General features: G+C 65.2%; 16 protein-coding genes. 12 read left to right on the top strand and 4 right to left on the bottom strand.

Going from position 1 to position 20,428, the window contains the following annotated elements:
- Positions 1-65 precede the first annotated feature (65 nt).
- From CSC73_RS00890 to CSC73_RS00865, 6 genes are all read left to right on the top strand, one after another.
- A complete protein-coding gene (locus CSC73_RS00890) occupies positions 66-1,364 on the top strand; it encodes a NupC/NupG family nucleoside CNT transporter (RefSeq protein WP_163838579.1) in 1,299 nt (432 codons plus the stop codon).
- Positions 1,365-1,368: 4 nt separating this feature from the next.
- Positions 1,369-2,334 carry a ribokinase gene (locus CSC73_RS00885; RefSeq protein WP_163838578.1) on the top strand — a complete coding sequence of 322 codons (966 nt, stop codon included), beginning with the start codon at positions 1,369-1,371 and terminating at the stop codon, positions 2,332-2,334.
- Positions 2,335-2,436: 102 nt separating this feature from the next.
- Positions 2,437-2,772 carry a YegP family protein gene (locus CSC73_RS00880; RefSeq protein ID WP_163838577.1) on the top strand — a complete coding sequence of 112 codons (336 nt, stop codon included), beginning with the start codon at positions 2,437-2,439 and terminating at the stop codon, positions 2,770-2,772.
- Positions 2,773-2,858: 86 nt separating this feature from the next.
- Positions 2,859-3,857 (top strand): tRNA dihydrouridine synthase DusB, encoded by a 999-nt coding sequence (gene dusB / locus CSC73_RS00875; protein ID WP_163838576.1) that lies wholly within the window; start codon positions 2,859-2,861, stop codon positions 3,855-3,857.
- Positions 3,858-4,068: 211 nt separating this feature from the next.
- Positions 4,069-4,902: a class I SAM-dependent methyltransferase gene (locus CSC73_RS00870; protein ID WP_163838575.1), complete on the top strand. Its 834-nt coding sequence runs from the start codon at positions 4,069-4,071 to the stop codon at positions 4,900-4,902.
- Positions 4,903-5,167: 265 nt separating this feature from the next.
- A complete protein-coding gene (locus CSC73_RS00865; protein WP_163838574.1) occupies positions 5,168-5,530 on the top strand; it encodes a hypothetical protein in 363 nt (120 codons plus the stop codon).
- 81 nt (positions 5,531-5,611) lie between these two features.
- Here the strand turns inward: CSC73_RS00865 and CSC73_RS00860 are convergent, their stop codons facing one another.
- From CSC73_RS00860 to olsF, 3 genes are all read right to left on the bottom strand, one after another.
- On the bottom strand, positions 5,612-6,643 hold the full coding sequence (locus CSC73_RS00860) for a metal-dependent hydrolase (protein ID WP_163838573.1): 1,032 nt from the start codon (positions 6,641-6,643) through the stop codon (positions 5,612-5,614).
- 129 nt (positions 6,644-6,772) lie between these two features.
- Positions 6,773-7,579: a UDP-2,3-diacylglucosamine diphosphatase gene (locus CSC73_RS00855; RefSeq protein WP_163838788.1), complete on the bottom strand. Its 807-nt coding sequence runs from the start codon at positions 7,577-7,579 to the stop codon at positions 6,773-6,775.
- Between the two features lie 5 nt (positions 7,580-7,584).
- Positions 7,585-9,303 (bottom strand): bifunctional ornithine lipid synthase OlsF, encoded by a 1,719-nt coding sequence (olsF, locus tag CSC73_RS00850; protein WP_170299047.1) that lies wholly within the window; start codon positions 9,301-9,303, stop codon positions 7,585-7,587.
- 224 nt (positions 9,304-9,527) lie between these two features.
- Here olsF and metK point away from each other — a divergent pair, with 224 nt between their 5' ends.
- The 6 genes from metK to CSC73_RS00820 all read left to right on the top strand — a co-directional run bounded on the left by metK (position 9,528) and on the right by CSC73_RS00820 (position 17,053).
- Positions 9,528-10,739 carry a methionine adenosyltransferase gene (gene metK / locus CSC73_RS00845; protein WP_163838572.1) on the top strand — a complete coding sequence of 404 codons (1,212 nt, stop codon included), beginning with the start codon at positions 9,528-9,530 and terminating at the stop codon, positions 10,737-10,739.
- A 221-nt stretch (positions 10,740-10,960) separates the two neighbouring features.
- Entirely contained in the window at positions 10,961-12,508 is a 1,548-nt protein-coding gene (locus CSC73_RS00840) for an SDR family NAD(P)-dependent oxidoreductase (RefSeq protein WP_163838786.1), read from the top strand.
- Positions 12,509-12,840: 332 nt separating this feature from the next.
- Entirely contained in the window at positions 12,841-13,467 is a 627-nt protein-coding gene (locus tag CSC73_RS00835) for a CDP-alcohol phosphatidyltransferase family protein (protein ID WP_163838571.1), read from the top strand.
- A gap of 4 nt (positions 13,468-13,471) precedes the next feature.
- Positions 13,472-14,065 (top strand): lysophospholipid acyltransferase family protein, encoded by a 594-nt coding sequence (locus CSC73_RS00830; protein ID WP_163838570.1) that lies wholly within the window; start codon positions 13,472-13,474, stop codon positions 14,063-14,065.
- Positions 14,062-15,051, top strand: a complete 990-nt coding sequence (locus tag CSC73_RS00825; RefSeq protein WP_163838569.1) for a phosphatidate cytidylyltransferase — start codon at positions 14,062-14,064, stop codon at positions 15,049-15,051. The genes CSC73_RS00830 and CSC73_RS00825 overlap by 4 nt, the downstream gene beginning before the upstream one ends.
- A gap of 127 nt (positions 15,052-15,178) precedes the next feature.
- The gene (locus CSC73_RS00820) at positions 15,179-17,053 is read left to right on the top strand and encodes an ATP-binding cassette domain-containing protein (protein ID WP_163838568.1); all 1,875 of its coding nucleotides are present in this window, start codon (positions 15,179-15,181) and stop codon (positions 17,051-17,053) included.
- 587 nt (positions 17,054-17,640) lie between these two features.
- Here CSC73_RS00820 and ppc read toward each other — a convergent pair.
- Positions 17,641-20,349, bottom strand: coding sequence for a phosphoenolpyruvate carboxylase (gene ppc / locus CSC73_RS00815; RefSeq protein ID WP_163838567.1), 2,709 nt, complete (start codon positions 20,347-20,349; stop codon positions 17,641-17,643).
- Positions 20,350-20,428: the final 79 nt, after the last annotated feature.

Raw genomic sequence — 20,428 nt, 5'->3', positions numbered from 1 at the left:
TTGCCTTGCCCAGCCTGCTGCCCTGCTCTAGTCTGCTTCGATTCGGGGACTAGGCGGGGCTGCACATGCTGGAAGGTTTGGGGCGAATCGGATTCGGGTTGTTCGGGCTGGCGGTGCTGATCGGCATCGTGTTCCTGTTTTCCAACAACCGGAAGGCCGTCGACTGGAAGCTGGTGGTCACCGGCATCACCCTGCAGATCGGCTTCGCGGCACTGGTGCTGCTGGTGCCGGGCGGACGCGAAGTGTTCGACTGGCTGGGCCAGGTCTTCGTCAAGATCCTGAGCTTCGTCAATGCCGGCTCGTCGTTCATCTTCGGCAGCCTGATGGACGTGAAGACCTACGGCTTCATCTTCGCCTTCCAGGTGCTGCCGACCATCATCTTCTTCGCCGCGCTGATGGGCGTGCTGTACCACCTGAACGTGATGCAGGCCGTGGTGCGCGCGATGGCCTGGGCCATCACCAAGGTCATGCGCGTTTCCGGCGCCGAAACCACCAGCGTCTGCGCCAGCGTGTTCATCGGCCAGACCGAGGCGCCGCTGACCGTGCGCCCGTACATCCCCAAGATGACCGAATCGGAGCTGATCACCATGATGATCGGCGGCATGGCCCACATCGCCGGCGGCGTGCTGGCCGCCTACGTGGGCATGCTGGGCGGCGGCGATCCCGCGCAGCAGGCGTTCTACGCCAAGCACCTGCTGGCCGCTTCGATCATGGCTGCGCCAGCGACGCTGGTGGTGGCCAAGCTGCTGATCCCGGAAACCGGGACGCCACTGACCCGCGGCACGGTGAAGATGGAAGTGGAGAAGACCTCCAGCAACATCATCGATGCGGCCGCCGCGGGCGCCGGCGACGGTTTGCGCCTGGCCCTGAACATCGGCGCCATGCTGCTGGCCTTCATCGCGCTGATCGCGCTGGTCAACTGGCCGCTGACCTGGATCGGTGAAGTCACCGGGCTGCAGGCCATGCTGGGCAAGCCGACCGATCTGGCGCTGATCTTCGGCTACCTGCTGGCGCCGATCGCCTGGGTGATCGGCGTGCCCTGGCAGGACGCCACCACCGTGGGTTCGCTGATCGGCCAGAAGATCGTGATCAACGAATTCGTCGCCTATCTGCAGCTCGCCGACATCGTCAACGGCAAGGTCGCAGGCGTGAGCCTGTCGGCGGAAGGCAAGCTGATCGCCACCTATGCGCTGTGCGGTTTCGCCAATTTCAGTTCCATCGCCATCCAGATCGGCGGCATCGGCGGGCTGGCGCCGGAGCGGCGTTCGGATCTGGCGCGCTTCGGCCTGCGCGCGGTATTGGGCGGCACCATCGCCACCCTGATGACCGCGACCATCGCCGGCGTTCTGTCGCATTTCGGGTAAAAGTATGGCTTCGGTAGTGGTAGTGGGTTCCTTCAATGTCGACCACGTCTGGCAATGCGAAGCATTGCCCGCGCCAGGCGCCACCATTGCCGGCAGTTATGCCAGCGGCCCGGGCGGCAAGGGCTTCAACCAGGCCATCGCCGCCAGACGCGCGGGCGCGGACACCCTTTTTCTCTGCGCGCTGGGCAACGACTCTGGCGGCACGATGGCGCGTTCGCTGGCCGCCGCCGAGGGCCTCGACCTGCGCGATCTGGTGTCGGACCAGCCCACCGGCACCGCCGGTATCTACGTGGATGCGCATGGGCGCAACAGCATCGTGATCGGCGCTGGCGCCAATGCGTCGCTGACGCCCGCCTTCGTGCGCTCGCAAGGCGAAGCCATCGCCGCTGCCGGCGCGGTGCTGGCGCAGCTGGAATCCCCGGGCGAAAGCATCGTCGCCGCGCTGGAACTGGCGCGCGCGCGCGGCGTGGCGACCCTGTTGAACCCCGCGCCCGCCAATTCGGCGACCAGTATCGAACTGCTGGGTCTCGCCGACATACTGACCCCCAACGAAACCGAATTCGCCGCGCTGGTCGCCCGCCACATCGGCGAGAAGATCGAGCCGGACGATGTCGGCATCACCGATGGCGTCAGCCTGCACGCGCTTTGCCGCGAACTGCTGGCCCATGGCACGGTGGTGGTGACGCTGGGTTCGGCGGGCGTGTTCGTGTCGCATCCCGAGGACGCTCTGCGCGGGGACGCCAAACCCCATTACCGCCTAGCCGCCGAGGCCGCCGAAGCGATCGACACCACCGGCGCCGGAGATGCCTTCAACGGAGCGCTCGCCGCTTCGCTGGCGGGCGATGCGGAACTGGCGTTCGCCGACCACGTGCGCTTCGCCAACCGCTATGCAGCGGCGTCCACCGAGCGCGTGGGCGCGGCGCTCTCCATGCCGCGGCTGGCTGAAGTGGAAGAGCGGTTCCCCCGTTAGGACCGCCTGGAAGACCGTCCGACCGGCGGTAACCGCCGCGTAACGAAGAAATACCATCCAACGCCTTACGCTCCTGCCTCCACCCAACCACAGGAAGCGGATATGGCAGGCAAATTCGTGATCGGCAAGCGCAGCAACGGCGAATTCCAATTCAACCTGAAGGCAGGCAACGGTCTGGTCATCCTCACCTCCGAGGGTTACGCCGCAAAGGCCAGTTGCCTGAATGGAGTGGACTCGGTGCGCAAGAACAGCCAGGACGATGCGCGCTACGAGCGCAAGACCGCCAGCAACGGCAAACCGTACTTCAACCTGACCGCGACCAACGGCCAGGTGATCGGCAGCAGCCAGATGTACGCCGACGATGCGGGCCGCGACAACGGCATCGCTTCGGTGAAGAGCAACGCTCCGGATGCCGAACTGGCCGACGAAACGCTCTGACGGCCCCTGCCGGAAGCGCCTGTCGAAGCCCGGCTCCGGCCGGGCTTCCGCGCATCCGGCCAGTCCGCGACGATTACAATAGCGCCATGCGAATCGGGCCCTACCGCATCGAACCCTCGCTGATCCTGGCCCCCATGGCCGGGGTCACCGACAAGCCGTTCCGGCAATTGTGCAAACGGTCGGGCGCGGGGCTCGCGGTGTCGGAAATGACCACCGGCGATCCACGGCTCTGGCATACGCGCAAATCGCTGCACCGCATGGACCACATCGGGGAACCGGCGCCGGTCAGCGTGCAGATCGCCGGCACCGAGCCGCAGGCGCTGGCCGATGCGGCGCGCCACAATGTCGATCACGGCGCGCAGATCATCGACATCAACATGGGCTGTCCCGCCAAGAAAGTCTGCAACGCGTGGGCCGGCTCGGCGCTGATGCGCGACGAAGCGCTGGTCGCGCGCATCCTGGAAGCGGTGGTGCGCGCCGTGGAAGTGCCGGTGACCCTGAAGATCCGCACCGGCTGGAACGCCGAGAACCGCAACGGCCTGAGCATCGCCCGCATCGCCGAGAGCGCCGGCATCGCCGCGCTGGCGGTGCACGGCCGCACCCGCGACCAGCAGTACACGGGCGTGGCCGAGTACGACACCATCGCCGAGATCAAGTCCGCATTGCGTATCCCGGTGATGGCCAATGGCGACATCGACTCCCCGCACAAGGCGGCTTTCGTGCTGCAAGCCACGGGCGCCGATGCCTTGCTGATCGGTCGCGCCGCGCAGGGCCGGCCGTGGATCTTCCGTGAAATCTCCCACTACCTGGCCACTGGCGATCTGCTGCCGGCGCCCACACTGAACGAAGTGCGGGAGATCCTGCTGGGCCACCTGCATGCGCTGCACGATTTTTATGGAGAACACCAGGGCGTGCGCATCGCCCGCAAGCATCTGGGCTGGTACGCGAAAGACCGACCGGAAAACGCGGCCTTCCGCGCGGTGGTCAATCGGGCCGAAAGCGCGGACGCGCAGATACGCCTGACCAGCGATTACTTCGACGCGCTGATCGCCGGCGTCGTTCCCGAGTTGTCGGTGGCGGCGTGAAGAAAACCCGCCATGCAGGATCCGGATCAAGCGGGGACAAGTCCCATATAAAAATCCCGTTCGTGGTGAGCCTGTCGAACCACGCTTTTCACAGGAATATTGACCGGTAATATTTGAAGGAATCCGCCAAGGGCGTGGTTCGACAGGCTCACCACGAACGGGATTATTTTTCAGAGCGTCTTTACTCGTCTGGCAGTTCCCGGAGGAAGCCATGAGCGACCCATCCAGCAGCACCGAATTCCCCTACCTGCACGGATTCTCCGAAGTGGAGCAGGCGCGCCTGGTGAAGCAGGCCCAGATCGCCGAATCGACCATCTTCCACGACATCGATTACGCCGGCGCCGGCCGTCTGCTGGAAGTGGGCAGCGGCGTCGGCGCCCAGACCGAGATCCTGCTGCGGCGCTTCCCCGCGCTGCACGCGACCTGCGTCGACCTGAGTCCCGCGCAGTTGGGTGCCGCTTCCCGGCGGTTGTCGGCGATGCCCTGGCTGGAGGGCCGTTATGCACTGCATCAGGCCGACGCAACCGATCTGCCGTTCGCGCCGCGCAGCTTCGACTGCGCCTTCCTGTGCTGGGTGCTGGAACACGTGCCGTCTCCGGCGCGCGTGCTCAACGAAGTGCGGCGCGTACTTTCGCCGGGCTCGCCGGTGTACATCACCGAGGTCATGAACGCCTCTTTCCTGCTGGATCCGTATTCGCCCAATGTGTGGCGCTACTGGATGGCGTTCAACGATTTCCAGATCGACAGCGGCGGCGACCCGTTCGTGGGCGCCAAGCTGGGCAATCTGCTGCTGGCGGGCGGCTACCGCGACGTGACCACGCAGATCAAGACCTTCCACTTCGACAATCGCGAGCCCGCGCGGCGCAAGACCATGATCGCGTTCTGGGAGGAACTGCTGCTTTCGGCCGCCGATCAGTTGCTGGCCGAAGGCAAGGTCACCGACGAAGTGGTGGAGGGCGTGCGCCGTGAGATGCGCCAGGTGCAGAACGATCCCGATGCGGTGTTCTTCTATTCGTTCGTGCAGGCACGCGCGACCGTGTACTGAACGGCTTTGCCGAGCTTGGCGCGAGTGTTGTCCATGCATGACGGAAACATCGCTGCCAACGATCCACAGCGATAGGAAACGCCTCTTTCCATGGTGCGCGATGCGATTCCATGACATCGCGAAACGACAACCGTGGCATAGGTAACGGTGCTCTCCGGCACTCGTTTTCTCGACGCCTGCGGCGCATAAATGATCCTGCCGGACAACCCTCGCCGGACTATGGACTCCCCCTCTCCACGGATGGACCAGGTTTCAGGAGAACATCATGAAAATAAATCTGCTGGCACTGACCCTGCTCGCCGCGATTGCCGCCCCCGCGGCTGCGCAGGATTCCACCGTAACTTTGTCCCCCGTCCCCGCCGCGTCCGACGACACGCAGCAGGTCACCGTAAGGCAACTGGCGGACGAAACCGGCCTGACTCCGCAACGCGTCCGCATGGTAGTCGGCGCCCGTAGCGGCTACGGCGAATATCGCGTCAATTTCGACCGCGTGCAGAAGCAATTCAGGAACGCGCTGGGCGAGGAGCGCTACAACGATCTGATGGCCGGACGCAGGATCGAGCTGTACAACCAGAGAGCTGTCCATGTTGCCAGTGTCCGGACGGCTTCCGCGATCCAGCAGCCGTAACTCGGCGAGAAAGAGATCGAATTGGAGAGCGCTGCCGGCTTCGGCAGCCGATGAACCGGGTTGCGTGGCCGCAGACGCGGTTCACGCTTCCGGCTGATACCAGATCCTGTGCCACAGCTGGGCCAGCGCATCCTTCAATTTTCCAGACGCCACCGGCGCGCGGTACGCCGCCTGCAGCTGCCGCGGCGGCATCGCACGCCACTGCCCGCCTTCGCGAACGGCGACGGCGAAGTTGAAGTTGTAGTCCGGCTCCAGGCCCATGCGCAGATCGCTGAGCACCAGCTCATCGCCGCGGACTTGCGCGCGCATGAATCCGTGGTTGAACCAGGCCAGCTCCTGCACCGCCTGGATGTCCTTGGCTTCGGCCAGCGCCTGTACGTTCGACTTGTAGCCCTTGAAGCGCATGGCGCCACGGTCGGCCACCAGCGAGCGATCGCCGATCACGTAACCCTCGGGGGTCATGGCCACCACCCGCCACAACAGGGTATTGAACGGCATGGGTACGGAAAAGCGCGGCGCCGCCTGCAGACCCATCGCAGCCAGGGCCCGGTCGGCTTCGTCGTCGATCCTCGCCTTGGCCAGCAGCGACCAGCCCAGGTACGCGGTACTCAGCGCCAGGCCGGCAAGCAGCGCGCGTTGCGCCTGCGATTTTTCACGTGCGAACCAAGCGACCACACATCCCCCGAACAGCCCTGCCGTATACAGCGGATCGATGATGAAAAGGCTGGAGCCCATCACCGGCTGCGTGCGCAGGGGCCACAACAAATGCGTGCCGTAGACAGTGAAAGCATCCAGCAGCGGATGGGCGATCAGCGCCAGCTGGATGGCCCAGAACCATCTGGCCGGCGATTCCGCCACGCGCTTCCCCCGCTTCCTGCACAGCCACCAGATCAGCCAGCCCGGCACCGGCAGCACGAACAGCGAATGACTGAAGCTGCGGTGCACCGTCATCAGCGACACGGGGTCGTCGGTGAACAAAACGATGAACAGCGAATCGAGATCGGGCAAAGTGTTCAGTGCGGCGCCCGCCAGCAGCGCGGCGCGGCGGTGTTGGGCGGGAGCGATTACGGCGGCGATGGCGCCGCCGAGGAACAGGTGGGTAATGGAATCCATGCGCCGATGCTAACAGCCAACAGGATTTCCCGTAGGTGCGTGTAGGAGCGACGCAAGTCGCGAAGGCCAACCGTCGACCACGCACGGAACGGTATCAGTCGCGACTCACGTCGCTCCTACGCCACGGAATCACGCTGCTTTCGGTAGATCCTGCATCATCAGCCGCAACCGCGCCGGCAAGGCCGCCAGGGTCTCGCCGGTGTGCGCGAGCAGGCACAGGCTGCCGTCGGCTTCCTCGCTCAATGCGGTCAGGCTTTCCACCCAGTCGCCATCGTTTGCGTAGATAAGCCCCTCGCGCTGGACCAGCGCCGCGCGGTGGATGTGTCCGCAGATGATGCCGTCCAGGCCGCGCCGGCGCGCATCGTCCAGCCCCGCCTGCACGAAGCGGTTGATGTAGCGTTCGGCGGCGACGCTCTGCCGCTTCAGGTATTCGGACAGCGACCAATAGCGCAGGCCGAAACGCCGGCGCAGCCCATTGACGATCTTGTTGCCGGTCAGGATGCGGTAGTACAGCCAGTCGCCGAAGCGCTCCTGCAGGCCGCCGAAATGGGTGACCGCATCGTAGTCGTCGCCGTGGGTAACCAGCAGGCGGCGGCCGTCGGCGGTGACGTGGATGGCGCGGCGACGCACCTGCATGGCCGGCAGCACCAGCCCGCAGAACCTGCGAATGGGCCGGTCGTGGTTGCCCGGTATGTAGATCAGCTCGGTGCCGCGGCGGCGCAACGCATGCAGTGCCTCGACCACGCGGTTGTGCGCCTGGTTCCAGGCGGCGCGCTTCTGCGCCATCCACCACAGATCGACGATGTCGCCTACCAGGTAGAGCTGGCGGCAATGCAGGTTTTCCAGGAAATCGGCGAATTCCGCCGCATGGCAGTGCTTGGAGCCCAGGTGCACATCGGAAACGAACACCGCACGCCGTACCGGCGGGGCCGCCATCGCCTTCACGCGGTCGCCTCCGCTTGCCGTGCGGCACGCTCGAGGTAGCGGGCGCGTTTCTTCGGGCGTATGCGCTGCAGATCGACCTCGATCAAGCCATCGATGGAATCGCTGAAAGCCGGATCCACGCCGAAGGCCAGGAAACGCGCACCGCCCGGTTCGCACAGCTCGGTATATTGCTTATAGAGCATGGGGATGGTGGCGCTCAGGCTGTCCAGGTTCGCTTTCAGCACGCCGAGTGCGGTCTCGGCATCCAGTTCGCCGAACGAAGGCGGCGCATCGCGGTACTGGAAGGGATGCCGCGACACCGCCCTTCCTTCGGCATCGCCGTGATAGCGGGCGTAATAGGCGACGATCTGCTCGCGCGCGGCCAGCGGCAACGCGGCGCTGAGGGACACCGCGCCGAACAGGTAGCGCACGTTCGGGTGCCGGCGCAGGTAGGCGCCTATGCCCTGCCACAGGTAGTCGATACTGCGGCTTCCCCAGTACTCCTGCGCCACGAAACTGCGGCCCAGCTCCATGCCTTGGGCCAGATGCGGCACGACATCGTCCGCGTAGCGGAACAGCGAAGCGGTATACAGGCTCTTCAAGCCGTGCTCGGCCAGCATCGACGCCCCGCGCGCGATGCGGTACGCGCCTGCGATCTTCATGGCGGCGGCGTCCCATAGCACGATGTGTTCGTAATATCCGTCGTAGGCATCGACATCCAGGGCGTTGCCGGTACCCTCGCCCACCGCCCGGAAAGTCGTCTCGCGCAACCGGCCGATCTCGCGCAGCAGCGGCGAACCGGTTTGCAGGCGGCCCACCAGGATGCGCTTGCCGTCGGTGGTTTCGCCCAGGATCTCCAGCCCCTGCAGGGCATGGGCTAGCACGCGCGGGTCGACAGGCGCTATGAGCGGCTGTTGCGGCGGCGGTGCGTTCTCTTCGGTTTTCCTGCCCAGCGCATACAGCGTGCGGCGCACCTGCGCCAAGGCCGCTTCCGGCTCGGCGGCGCGGTCCATCCGCATCACCGATCCCACGCGCAGAGCGATGCGCCGCCCGCTGCGCTTGAACATCTCGCGCGCCAGCAGCGCGGTCCCTATCGGCTTGGACAATGCCGAAGCGCCATAGAACAGGGCCGAATTGCGCGCCTGTATCCGCACCGGCAACACCGGCGCATCGTTGTCCATGGCGAAACGCAGGAAGCCCCGGCGCCAGCGCGTGTCGGTAATGCCGCGCGCGCCCAGCCGCGACACTTCGCCGGCGGGAAACACGATCACGCATTGCTCGTCGCGCAGGGCCGCGTCGATCGCCGCCAGGCTTTGCGCGCCGGGCTTTCCGCCCAGGATCCGCACTGGCAGCAGTAGTTCGCGCAAGCCTTCGACCTGGCTGAGCAGATCATTGGCCACGATCTTCACATCGGTGCGCACGCTGCCCACCAGATGCAGCAGCGCCAGCGCATCCAGCGCGCCGGAAGGATGGTTGGCGACGATCAGCAGCCTTCCCGTGGAGGGAATGCGGCCCCGCTCCACCTGATCGACGGTATAGCGCAGATTGAGGAATCCGAGCGCGGCCTCGATCAGGGCGAAGCCGGTCAGGTGCGCGTGGCTTTCCAGGAATCCGTAGACATGCTCCAGCCGCGACCACTGCGCCAATCCGCGCAGCAAGGGCCGCGCGACCGCGGCGCGGCGGCCGCGGAACCAGTGCGGATAACGTTCGGCCAGTTGCCGTTCCAGGGTGTTCATGATCTTCGTCCCGCAGCCCGCCCTCGGCGGGTTTCGCCGGCAGCCTGCCCGTGGTCGGCTTCAGGCTGGTTGCGGTTTTGCGGCAGTCAAGTGACAGGCGACACAGCCGGCGCCCCGGATTCCTTAACGCCAATCGCGTCCTGAACCCGGCACAATGCGCGTTCTACCCGGTGCGTGTATCATGCGCACCCATCTTTTCATCTCGATCAAGGGATATAAGTCGAATGTCCAACTACCTCTTCACCTCCGAATCGGTCTCCGAAGGCCATCCGGACAAGGTCGCCGACCAGATTTCCGATGCCGTGCTCGACGCCATCCTGGCCCAGGACAAGCGCGCGCGCGTGGCCTGCGAAACCATGGTCAAGACCGGTGTTGCCATCGTCGCCGGCGAAATCACCACCAGCGCCTGGATCGACCTGGAAGCGCTGACCCGCAAGGTGATCGTGGACATCGGCTACGACAGCTCCGAAGTCGGCTTCGACGGCGCCACCTGCGGCGTGCTGAACCTGATCGGCAAGCAGTCGCCCGACATCAACCAGGGCGTGGACCGCAAGAAGCCCGAAGAACAGGGCGCTGGCGACCAGGGCTTGATGTTCGGCTACGCCACCAACGAAACCGACAGCTACATGCCGGCCGCGATCCACCTGTCGCACCGCCTGGTCGAGCAGCAGGCCAAGATCCGCAAGCAGAAGAATTCCAAGTTGCCGTGGCTGCGCCCGGACGCCAAGTCGCAGGTCACCCTGCGCTACGAAAACGGCAAGGCCGTGGCCATCGATGCGGTGGTGCTGTCCACCCAGCACGATCCGGACGTGAAGCAGAAGGACCTGGTGGAAGCCGTGCGCGAGGAGATCCTCAAGCCGGTGCTGCCGGCCAAATGGCTGCACAAGGGCACCCAGTTCCACATCAACCCGACCGGCAAGTTCGTGATCGGCGGCCCCGTGGGCGACTGCGGCCTGACCGGCCGCAAGATCATCGTCGACACCTACGGCGGCTGGGCCCGTCACGGCGGCGGCGCGTTCTCCGGCAAGGACCCGTCCAAGGTCGACCGTTCCGCTGCCTACGCTGCACGCTATGTCGCCAAGAACGTGGTCGCGGCCGGCCTGGCCGACCGTTGCGAAGTACAGGTCAGCTACGCCATCGGCGTGGCCCACCCGACTTCGATCTCGGTCACCACTTTCGGTACCGGCAAGATCTCCGACGAGAAGATCGAAAAGCTGATCCGCAAGTATTTCGACCTGCGCCCGTACGGCATCCTGCAGATGCTGGACCTGATCCACCCGATGTACCAGCAGACCGCCGCCTACGGCCACTTCGGCCGCAAGCCCAAGGAATTCACCTACACCGACGGCGCGGGCAAGAAGCACACCGCCACTTCGTTCTCGTGGGAGAAGACCGACAAGGCCGATGAGCTGCGCAAGGCTGCCGGTCTGAAGTAACCGACGGGCTGTTGCTCCCTTCTCCCACCGGGAGAAGGTGGCGCGCAGCGACGGATGAGGGCATGGGAATTCCGACCCACGGAAACTTGAAGTGATCCGATAGCCCGCTCCCTCATCCGCCCTTCGGGCACCTTCTCCCGTAGGGAGAAGGAAACTAGGACGGGCCGCTTTTGCGGCCCGTTTCTGTTTCTTCCCACGCATGCTCGCCCAATCGATACGGAATACAAGTCTTGACGACCACGACCACCGCGATACTGGAACTACTCGAGTCGATCGCCGCCGACCGTACCGCTCTCGATGCCTGGCCGGAGGAAGAACGCGTACGCCTGCACAAAGCCATCGCCTCGATCTACCACCCCGAGCCGAAGCTGCGCAGGAAGAAAGCCAAGGAGCTGGAACGCGAACGCCACGCCGAAAAGCTCCGCCGCGCCGATGCGCTGCTGGACCAGACCGGCATCCGCACCCTGCGCCGCGCGCCGGTGTTCACCACGCCCAACTATTTCCCGCCGGCCGGCTTCGTCGCGCAGGACAGCGTGGAAGAGCGGTCCGAGCCGTTGGAATCGCCCGAGTTGCGTCACTGCTACGTGTGCAAGAAGAAGTACACGCAGGTGCATCACTTCTACGACCAGATGTGCCCCGAATGCGCGGAGTTCAATTTCGCCAAGCGCACCGAACTGGCCGACCTGAGCGGGCGCGTGGCGCTGCTGACCGGCGGGCGGGTGAAGATCGGCTACCAGGCCGGGCTCAAGCTGCTGCGCGCCGGCGCGCATCTGATCGTCACCACGCGCTTCCCGCGCGATTCGGCGGCGCGGTACGCGCAGGAACCGGATTTCGAACAGTGGAGCCACAGGCTGGAAGTGTTCGGCCTGGACCTGCGCCACACGCCCAGCGTGGAGGCGTTCTGCCGCGAACTGTCGGCCAAGTATCCGCGCCTGGACTTCATCATCAACAACGCCTGCCAGACCGTGCGCCGCCCACCCGAGTTCTACGCGCACATGATGGAGGCAGAGACCGCCGCGTTGCGCGACACGCCCGAACACGTGCGCAAACTGCTGGGCAGCTACGGAGGCTTGCGCAGCCACGACCTGCTGCCGGAAGCCTCGGCTTTGCAGGTCGCGATCAAGCAGGCTGCAGTCGGTCGAAGTTTTTCGGAAGTCGCCGGCCTCACCCACGCCGCAGAGCTTTCGCAGGTGCCGCTGCTGGCCGAGGAACTGCTGGGGCAGAAGCACCTGTTCCCCGAGGGCCGGCTGGATCAGGATTTGCAGCAAGTGGACCTGCGCGGCCGCAATTCGTGGCGCCTGCAAATGGCCGAGGTGCCGTCGGTCGAGCTGCTGGAGGTGCAACTGGTCAACGCCATCGCCCCCTTCCTCATCAATGCGCGCCTCAAGCCGCTGATGCTGCGCACCGCCGATCGGGACAAGCACATCGTCAACGTGTCGGCGGTCGAAGGGCAGTTCTACCGCAATTTCAAGACCACGCGCCACCCGCACACCAACATGGCCAAGGCCGCGCTCAACATGATGACGCGCACCGCCGCCGCCGATTACCACGGCGACGGCATCCACATGAACAGCGTCGACACCGGCTGGGTGACCGACGAGGATCCGGTGGAGCTGGCCGCCCGCAAGACCGTGCAGGAACGTTTCCATCCGCCGCTGGACATCGTCGACGGAGCGGCCCGCATCGTCGACCCGATCATCCATGGCATCAATACCGGCGAACATGTCTGGGGGCAGTTCCTCAAGGACTACCGGCCGACGGATTGGTAGCTCCACCGCCTGCCTTCCTCAAGAAAAATGGCTTGCCGTAGGTCGGGGCTACGCCCCCGACCCGCACGGTAATGAAGTCGATGCGGCTTTTTCATTGGCGTGCCCCCGATTGACCACCGCCGCAGGTCGGTCCCCCTATCAAGTGCGGGGCAGGCCTACGTGGCCGACGCGCGCAGCGATGGCGTTGATGCGTGCTTCCGAATGCGTCCGCCTCCCCGAGGTCGGGGGCGTAGCCCCGACCTACGTCTACCGGCCGACTGTCTGGTGACGGCGCACGCAGTTCGCTGATCCCGAGGGCTGTCCACGCCCGGGTTCTGCACTACCATTGGCGCATGGGGAAAGACGACAACCGCAGGCCGATAGCCGCGCGAGCCAGTAGCTGGGCGCGTGCGCTCAGTGCGTCCCTGGCGCGCTCTTCCATCACTCCGAACCAGATCTCGATAGTCAGCATTTTCTTCGCGGGCGTCGGCGCGATGATGCTGGTCTGGGGGATTTCGCCGGCAGGCCTGTTGCTTGCGGCGGTTTGCGTGCAGCTGCGCCTGCTGTGCAACCTGCTGGACGGCATGGTCGCGGTGGAAGGCGGCAAGCAGACGCCGACGGGCGCGCTCTACAACGAATTCCCCGATCGCATCGCCGACTCCCTGCTGATCGTGGCGCTGGGCTACGCCGCACTGCACCCGTGGCTGGGCTGGCTGGGCGCGCTGCTGGCCGCGCTCACCGCCTATGTCCGCGTATTCGGCGGCAGTTCGGGCCTGGCCCAGGATTTCCGCGGGCCGATGGCCAAGCCGCACCGTATGGCGGTGCTGACCGTGGCCTGCCTGGTCGGTGCAGCGGAGTGGCGCTGGAATGGAACCCGCCATTGCTTGCTGCTGGCGGCGGCCATCATCGCCGCCGGATCGGCGCTGACCTGCTACACCCGCATCCGCGCGATCGCCGGCCAGCTGCATCAGAAGGGCTGAGGCGGTGTTCTCCCGCCTGCTGGTCTACTTCGTGCATATATTCCTCGGCGCCTATCCGCGCTGGGTCGGCTCCAAACCCACGCGCAAGCAGCGCATCTACTTCGCCAACCATTCCAGCCATGTGGACACGGTGGCGTTGTGGTCCGCGCTGCCGCCGCAGCTGCGAAAACGCACGCGCCCGGTCGCCGCGCGCGATTACTGGGGCAGCGGTCTGCGGAATTTCGTCGCCCGCAACGGTTTCAACGCGGTGCTGATCGAGCGCAACCGCGAACACTGCCAAGGCGATCCGCTGCAACCGCTGTACGACGCGCTGGCCGCAGGAGAATCGCTGATCCTGTTCCCCGAAGGCACCCGCAACAGCGAAACGCGGCTGCTGCCGTTCAAGTCGGGACTGTTCCATCTGGCCACGCGCTTTCCCGACGTGGAACTGATCCCGGTCCATCTGGACAACGCCCGCCGCAGCATGCCCAAGGGCAGCCTGTTGCCGGTGCCGCTGATCTGCACCGTGCGCTTCGGCCCGGCGACGCCGCTGAAACCGGATGAGGGCAAGGAAGATTTCCTGCAGCGCGCACGCGGCGCTGTGGAGGCGTTGGCATGATTACGGATTTTTCGTCCGGAAACCTGTCCCTGGACGGCTTCCTGCAAACCGCCCTGGCCCGCGCGCCGCAGAAATTCTGGTGGGTGATCGCCGGCGTCGTCGGCGTGCTGCTGCTGGCCAGCCTGATCGGCTGGATCCTGTCCAGAAGCAGGCCGGGACCGGTAGTCGAAAACCTCAACGCGCGGGTGCGCGCGTGGTGGGTCATGGTCGGCGTGCTGGCGGCCTGCTTCCTGCTGGGAAAGACCGCCACCCTGGTGCTTTACGCGTTGCTATCTTTCTTCGCCCTGCGCGAGTTTCTGACCCTCACGCCGACGCGGCGCGGCGACCACTGGTCGCTATGCCTGTGCTTCTACGTCGCCATCCCATTGCAGTACTGGCTGATCGGCATCGACTGGTACGGGTTGTTCGTGATGTGCATCCCCGTGTTCGGGTTCCTGCTGCTGCCGGCGGTTTCGGCGTTGTCCGGCGATACCGAGAACTTCCTTGAACGCAATACCAAGGTCCAATGGGGCCTGATGCTGACCGTGTACTGCCTCAGCCATGCACCGGCGCTGATGCTGCTGCGCATCCCGGGCTACGAGGGCCAGAACCTGTTGCTGCTGTTCTATCTGCTGCTGGTGGTGCAGCTGAGCGATGTGCTGCAATACGTCTTCGGAAAACTGTTCGGCAAGCACCTGCTGGCCCCGCTGGTCAGCCCTTCCAAGACGGTGGAAGGCCTGATGGGCGGCGGCCTTTCCGCGGCGGGCGTGGGCGCGGCGTTGTGGTGGATCACCCCGTTCACGCCGCTGCAATCGGCACTGCTGTCGCTGCTGATCGTGGTGTGCGGCTTCCTGGGCGGTCTGGCGCTGTCGGCAGTCAAGCGCAGCCTGGGGGCGAAGGACTGGGGCGAGATGATCGAAGGACACGGCGGCATCCTGGACCGGCTGGATTCGGTGGTATATGCCGCGCCGGTGTTCTTCCACGTAGTGCGCTACCTGTACCAATAGGTATTGGCGATCTGTTGTCCTCTTTGTAGGAGCGGGCCCTGTCCGCGACCGCTCTTCAGGCGAAAAAGCGTCGCGGGCAGGGCCCGCTCCTGCAGTCCGCGCATAAGCTGGGCTGTACAATGGCGCCATGTCCCTCATGCAACTGCAGCGCGTCGATTTCAGCATCGGCGGACCGCTCCTACTCGAACACGTCGACCTCACCCTGGAACCCAACGAGCGCGTCTGCATCGTGGGACGCAACGGCGCGGGCAAATCCACCTTGATGCGGCTGCTGGCCGGCGAGATCACGCCCGACGACGGCGAAGTGCGCCTGCAGAACGGCGTGGTGGTCGCGCGCATGGCCCAGGAAGTGCCGCAGGACACCAGCGGCACCGTGTTCGACGTCGTGGCGGAAGGCCTGGGCGATCTGGGCCACCTGCTGGCGCTGTACCACCACGCATTGCACGACGGCGACATGGAAGCCATGGGCGATGCGCAGGAAAAGATCGAGGCCCAGCACGGCTGGGACCTGGATCTGCGCGTGCAGCAGGTGCTGACCAAGCTGGAATTGCCAGAAGACGCCGACTTCGCCGCGCTCTCCGGCGGCATGAAGCGCCGCGTGCTGCTGGCCCAGGCGCTGGTGCGCAAGCCCGATATCCTGCTGCTGGACGAGCCCACCAACCATCTGGACATCGATGCGATCGCCTGGCTGGAAGGCTTCCTCAAGCAGTTCGAAGGCAGCATCGTTTTCGTCACCCACGACCGCAGCTTCCTGCGCGCGCTGGCCACCCGGATCGTGGAAATCGACCGCGGCCAGGTCACCAGCTGGCCGGGCGACTACGAAAACTATCTGCGTCGCCGCGAAGAGCGCCTGCACGCCGAAGCGCAGGAGAACGCACGCTTCGACAAACTGCTGGCGCAGGAAGAAATCTGGATCCGCCAGGGCATCAAGGCGCGCCGCACCCGCAACGAAGGCCGTGTCACCGCGCTCAAGGCGATGCGCCGCGAGCGGCAGCAGCGTCGTGAGCTGGGCGGCAACGTGCGTATGGAAGTATCGGCGGCGCAGAATTCGGGGAAGAAGGTCATCGAATTCGATCACGTCACCCAGGCCTATGACGGCCGCGCACTGCTCAACGACGTCTCGGCTACGATCATGCGCGGCGACCGCGTGGGCATCATCGGTCCCAACGGCGCCGGCAAGTCCACGCTGCTGAAGATCATGCTGGGCGAACTGCAGCCGCAGCAGGGTGACGTGCAATTGGGCACGGGTCTGCAGATCGCCTACTTCGACCAGCACCGCAGCCAGCTCAACGACAGCTTGAACGCGCTGGAGAACGTGGCCGAGGGCCGCGATTTCATCGAGGTCAACGGCACCCGCAAGCACATCATCGGCTACCTGCAGGATTTCCTGTTCTCGCCCGAACGCGCACGCGCACCGATCACCCGCCTGTCCGGCGGTGAGCGCAATCGCCTGCTGCTGGCCAAACTGTTCGCCCAACCCTCCAACCTGCTGGTGATGGACGAACCCACCAACGACCTGGACGTGGAAACGCTGGAGCTTCTGGAAGAGCTGCTGGGCGAATACAAGGGCACGCTGCTGCTGGTCAGCCATGACCGCGAGTTCATCGACAACGTGGTCACCAGCACGCTGGTGCTGGAAGGCCAGGGCCGCCTGGCCGACTACGTGGGCGGCTACACCGACTGGGTGCGCCAGCGTCCGAATGCGCTTTTCAACGCAGAATCCGCAGCGCCGGCGAAAGCCTCGCCCAGCCCGGTGCAGACCGCCGCCGTGGCCGCCGCGCCCAAGCGCAAGTTGAGCTACAAGGATGCACGCGAGTTGGAGCTGTTGCCGGAGCGTATCGAGAAGCTCGAAGCGGAGATCGCCGCGCGCGCCGACGCCATGAACGAGCCGAAGTTCTACCAACAGGACAGCGCGGCGATACTGGCCTACAACGAAGCTTCCGCAAAGTTGCAGGCCGACCTGGAGCACGCCTACCAGCGCTGGAACGAGCTCGACGCCTGATCACGCACTGGCGTAGGGGCGCACGATGCGCACTTGCGGCTGACAGTGCGCTGCTTCTGCTTTTGCCTTTGATCCTGCACCAAACCCCGTGAGACGCGGCAAGCAGGCCGGGATAAACCCCGCAAGGGCGGCGCACAAGGATGTGCGCCGTTTCCGTAGACACAGAGCCTGCCCTGTACTTGATACAGGGATGTGTCTTACGGAAATTCCCGGCCTGCTTGCGGACCCGGCGGCTTCATCGCCGGGCGCGACGTAGAGCCTGCCCCGTACTTGATACGGGGGCGGCTTTCTTTTGGTTACTTTTCTTTGCCGTTCAAAGAAAAGCATGCCCTGAGCTTGTCGAAGGGTGACTCGCGCAAAACGCGAAACGCTTTTGCTTCGAAGTAAAAATAAAAAAACAAAGCAAGATCAAGAACACCCCTCCTCAATCCTCCCCTGCGCTGCGCGCAAGGGAGGAGGCAGAAGCAAATGCAGAAGCAGGTGCAAAATCAAGATCAAAATGGATCCCAGCTTGCGCTGGGATGACGACTGACGGTATCCCGAGCCTGTTCTGCACGGCAGTACATCGACGTATGCCGGTAGTGACGCTAGCCCGTATTCTGCACACCCTGCGACACGCCATTCACGCTCGCCACCAGCACCCGCAGCAACGCATCGTCGTTGCGCCCGCTTTCGCGCCAGCGCTTCAACAGGTCCACCTGCAGCACACTGATCGGATCCACATAAGGATTGCGCAAGCGGATCGACAGCGCCAGGCGCTGGTCGTTCTGCAGCAGCCACTCGTTGTCGTTGAGCCGCAGCACCCACTTCTTGGTCAACGCCAGCTCGCGTTCGATCAACGGGAAGAACTCGTCGTGCAACGGACCCGCCATGCGCGAGAACATCGCCGCGATGCTCAGATCGCCCTTGGCCAGCACCATGGAAATGTCGTCCAGGAACGTCTTGAAGAACGGCCAATCGCGCGCCATCTCGCGCAGTGTCTCCTCACCGCCGGCCTTGATCACCGCCTGCAGCCCGCTGCCCACCCCGAACCAGCCCGGAATCACCGCGCGCGACTGGCTCCAGGCGAACACCCACGGAATCGCGCGCAGATTGGTCAACGCCGCATCCTCGCCCAGGCGTCGGGAAGGACGCGACCCAAGCGTCATGCGTTCGATCACGTCGATCGGCGTGGCGTTGCGGAAATAGTCCATGAACTTCGGCGCATCCACGAAACCGCGGTACGCCCGCGTGCTTTCCATGGCCACCGTATCCATCGCTTCGCGCCACTTCGCTTCGCGCGGTTCCAGCGGACGCGGACGCAGGCTGGACACCAGCACCGCGCCGGTCGCCTGTTCCAGCGAACGCAGCGCCAGCGCGCGGATGCCGTATTTGCGGTGGATCACCTCGCCCTGCTCGGTCACGCGCAGACGGCCGTCCACGCTGCCGCGCGGCGACGCGTCCACGGCGCGCGTGGTCTTGCCGCCGCCGCGGCTGATGGAGCCGCCGCGGCCGTGGAAGAAGGTCAGCTTGATGCCCAATTCTTTGGCCGCCTGCAGCAGTTCCACCTGTCCGCGCTGCAGTCCCCAGCGCGAAGCGGCGATACCGCCGTCCTTGCCGCTGTCCGAATAGCCCAGCATCACCATCTGCACGTTGTCGCGCGCCTCAAGGTGGGTGCGGTAGACCGGATCGGCTAGCAGGTCGCGCAGGGTGTCCGGGCCATGCTGAAGGTCGTCGACCGTTTCGAACAGCGGAGCGATATCGAGCGGAACGTTCCCGTTCTCGTCCACCAGCCCGCCACGCCGCGCCAATGCGAGCACCGTCAGTACGTCGGCCCGGTTGTGGGCCATGCTGATGATGTAGGCGCCCAGCGCATCGGTGCCGTGCAGCCGCCGCGCTTCGGCGAGCGCGGCGAACACCGCATCCATACGCAGGCCGATCTCGTCGTCGTTGTGCGGCAACGGCGTTTCGCCGCTCGCATACGGTCCCAGCAGGGTTCCTCTTTCCACTGCGTCGCGCGACTCCCAGCCCTCGTCTTTCAACGCGGCGGCGACGGCGCGCGCATGCACGCTGGATTCCTGGCGTACGTCCAACCGCGCCAGGTGAAAGCCGAAACTGCGCACTCGCCAAGCCAGCCGGCGCACCGCGAACCAGCCGGCATGCACGCCGCGGTTCTGTTCCAGGCTGTGCAGGATCAGGTCGACGTCGTCGGCGAATTCGCGCGGCGTCGAATAGCCTTCGGGCGCATCCTCCAGGGTAGCTTGCAGGCGCGCGCGCATCAGATCGTTGAGCAGGCGGTAAGGCTGGTCGGCATGGCGCGGCTTGGAGCGCGCGGCCGCCTGCGGCAGCAATGCACGGTAACGTTCGACCTGCGCTTCGACGTCGGGCGATACGCCGACCATGTCCTTGGACTGGCTCAGGAGCGTGGTCAGCTGGCGCAGCTCCTTCAGGTACAACTGCAGCACGGAACGGCGCTGCGCGCGCAGGGTCGCCGCGATGGTGCTCCCGTCGACATTGGGATTGCCGTCCATGTCGCCGCCCACCCAGGTGCCGAAGCGCAGCAGCCGCGGCACATCGATGGCCTTGCCGAAGGTCTCGAGCAGCGAAGTCTCCAGGGTTTCGTACAACACCGGCATGACCCGGTACAGAACGTTGGTGACATAGAAGCCGACATGCTCGCGCTCGTCTTCCACACCCGGACGCACCGGAGAGGAATCGGCGGTCTGCCACGACGAAGTCAACGCCATGCGGAAACGCGCGATATCGGTGGCGCGCTCGCCCGGCGTGCGCTGGCCGTCCAGGTCGTTGATCAGACTGGCGACCATCAGCTGCTCCTTCTCAAGCAGCGCGCGGCGCACCGCTTCGGTCGGGTGGGCGGTGAACACCGGTTCGATGTCGACGCGGGGCAACCACTCGGCCAGTTCCTCCAAGGTCACGCCCTGCGCTTTCAGTTTGATCAGCGCATCGTGCAGGCCATCGGGCTGCGGCGCGCTGCCGGCACGCTGGTAATCGCGGCGGCGGCGGATGCGATGCACGCGCTCGGCGATGTTGACCACCTGGAAATAGGCGCTGAAGGCGCGGATCAGCGCCTCGGCGCGATGCGGCTCCAGCCCGGCCAGCAACCCCGCCAGCGATGCGGGCGGCTCGTCGCCCTGGCGCCGGGCGATGGCGGTGGTGCGGACCTTTTCCACTTCCTGCAGGAATTGCGGAGACACCTGTTCGGCCAGCATGTCGCCTACCAACGCACCCAGGCGCCGCACGTCGTCGCGCAACGGCAGGTCGGGAGCGGCGAATTCGAGGCTGCGTGGGTCGTTCATCAGCAATTGCGTCTCGCAAAGCAGGTGGGAGGCCGAAGCCTAACCGAAGCCGCGGGCGTTTTGTGCAATGCGGCATCGG

Source organism: Pseudoxanthomonas sacheonensis, from assembly GCF_010093305.1.
Lineage (GTDB): Bacteria > Pseudomonadota > Gammaproteobacteria > Xanthomonadales > Xanthomonadaceae > Pseudoxanthomonas_A > Pseudoxanthomonas_A sacheonensis.
Note: the sequence above shows the minus strand (reverse complement) of the source record. Positions and strands in the feature narration are given on the sequence as shown.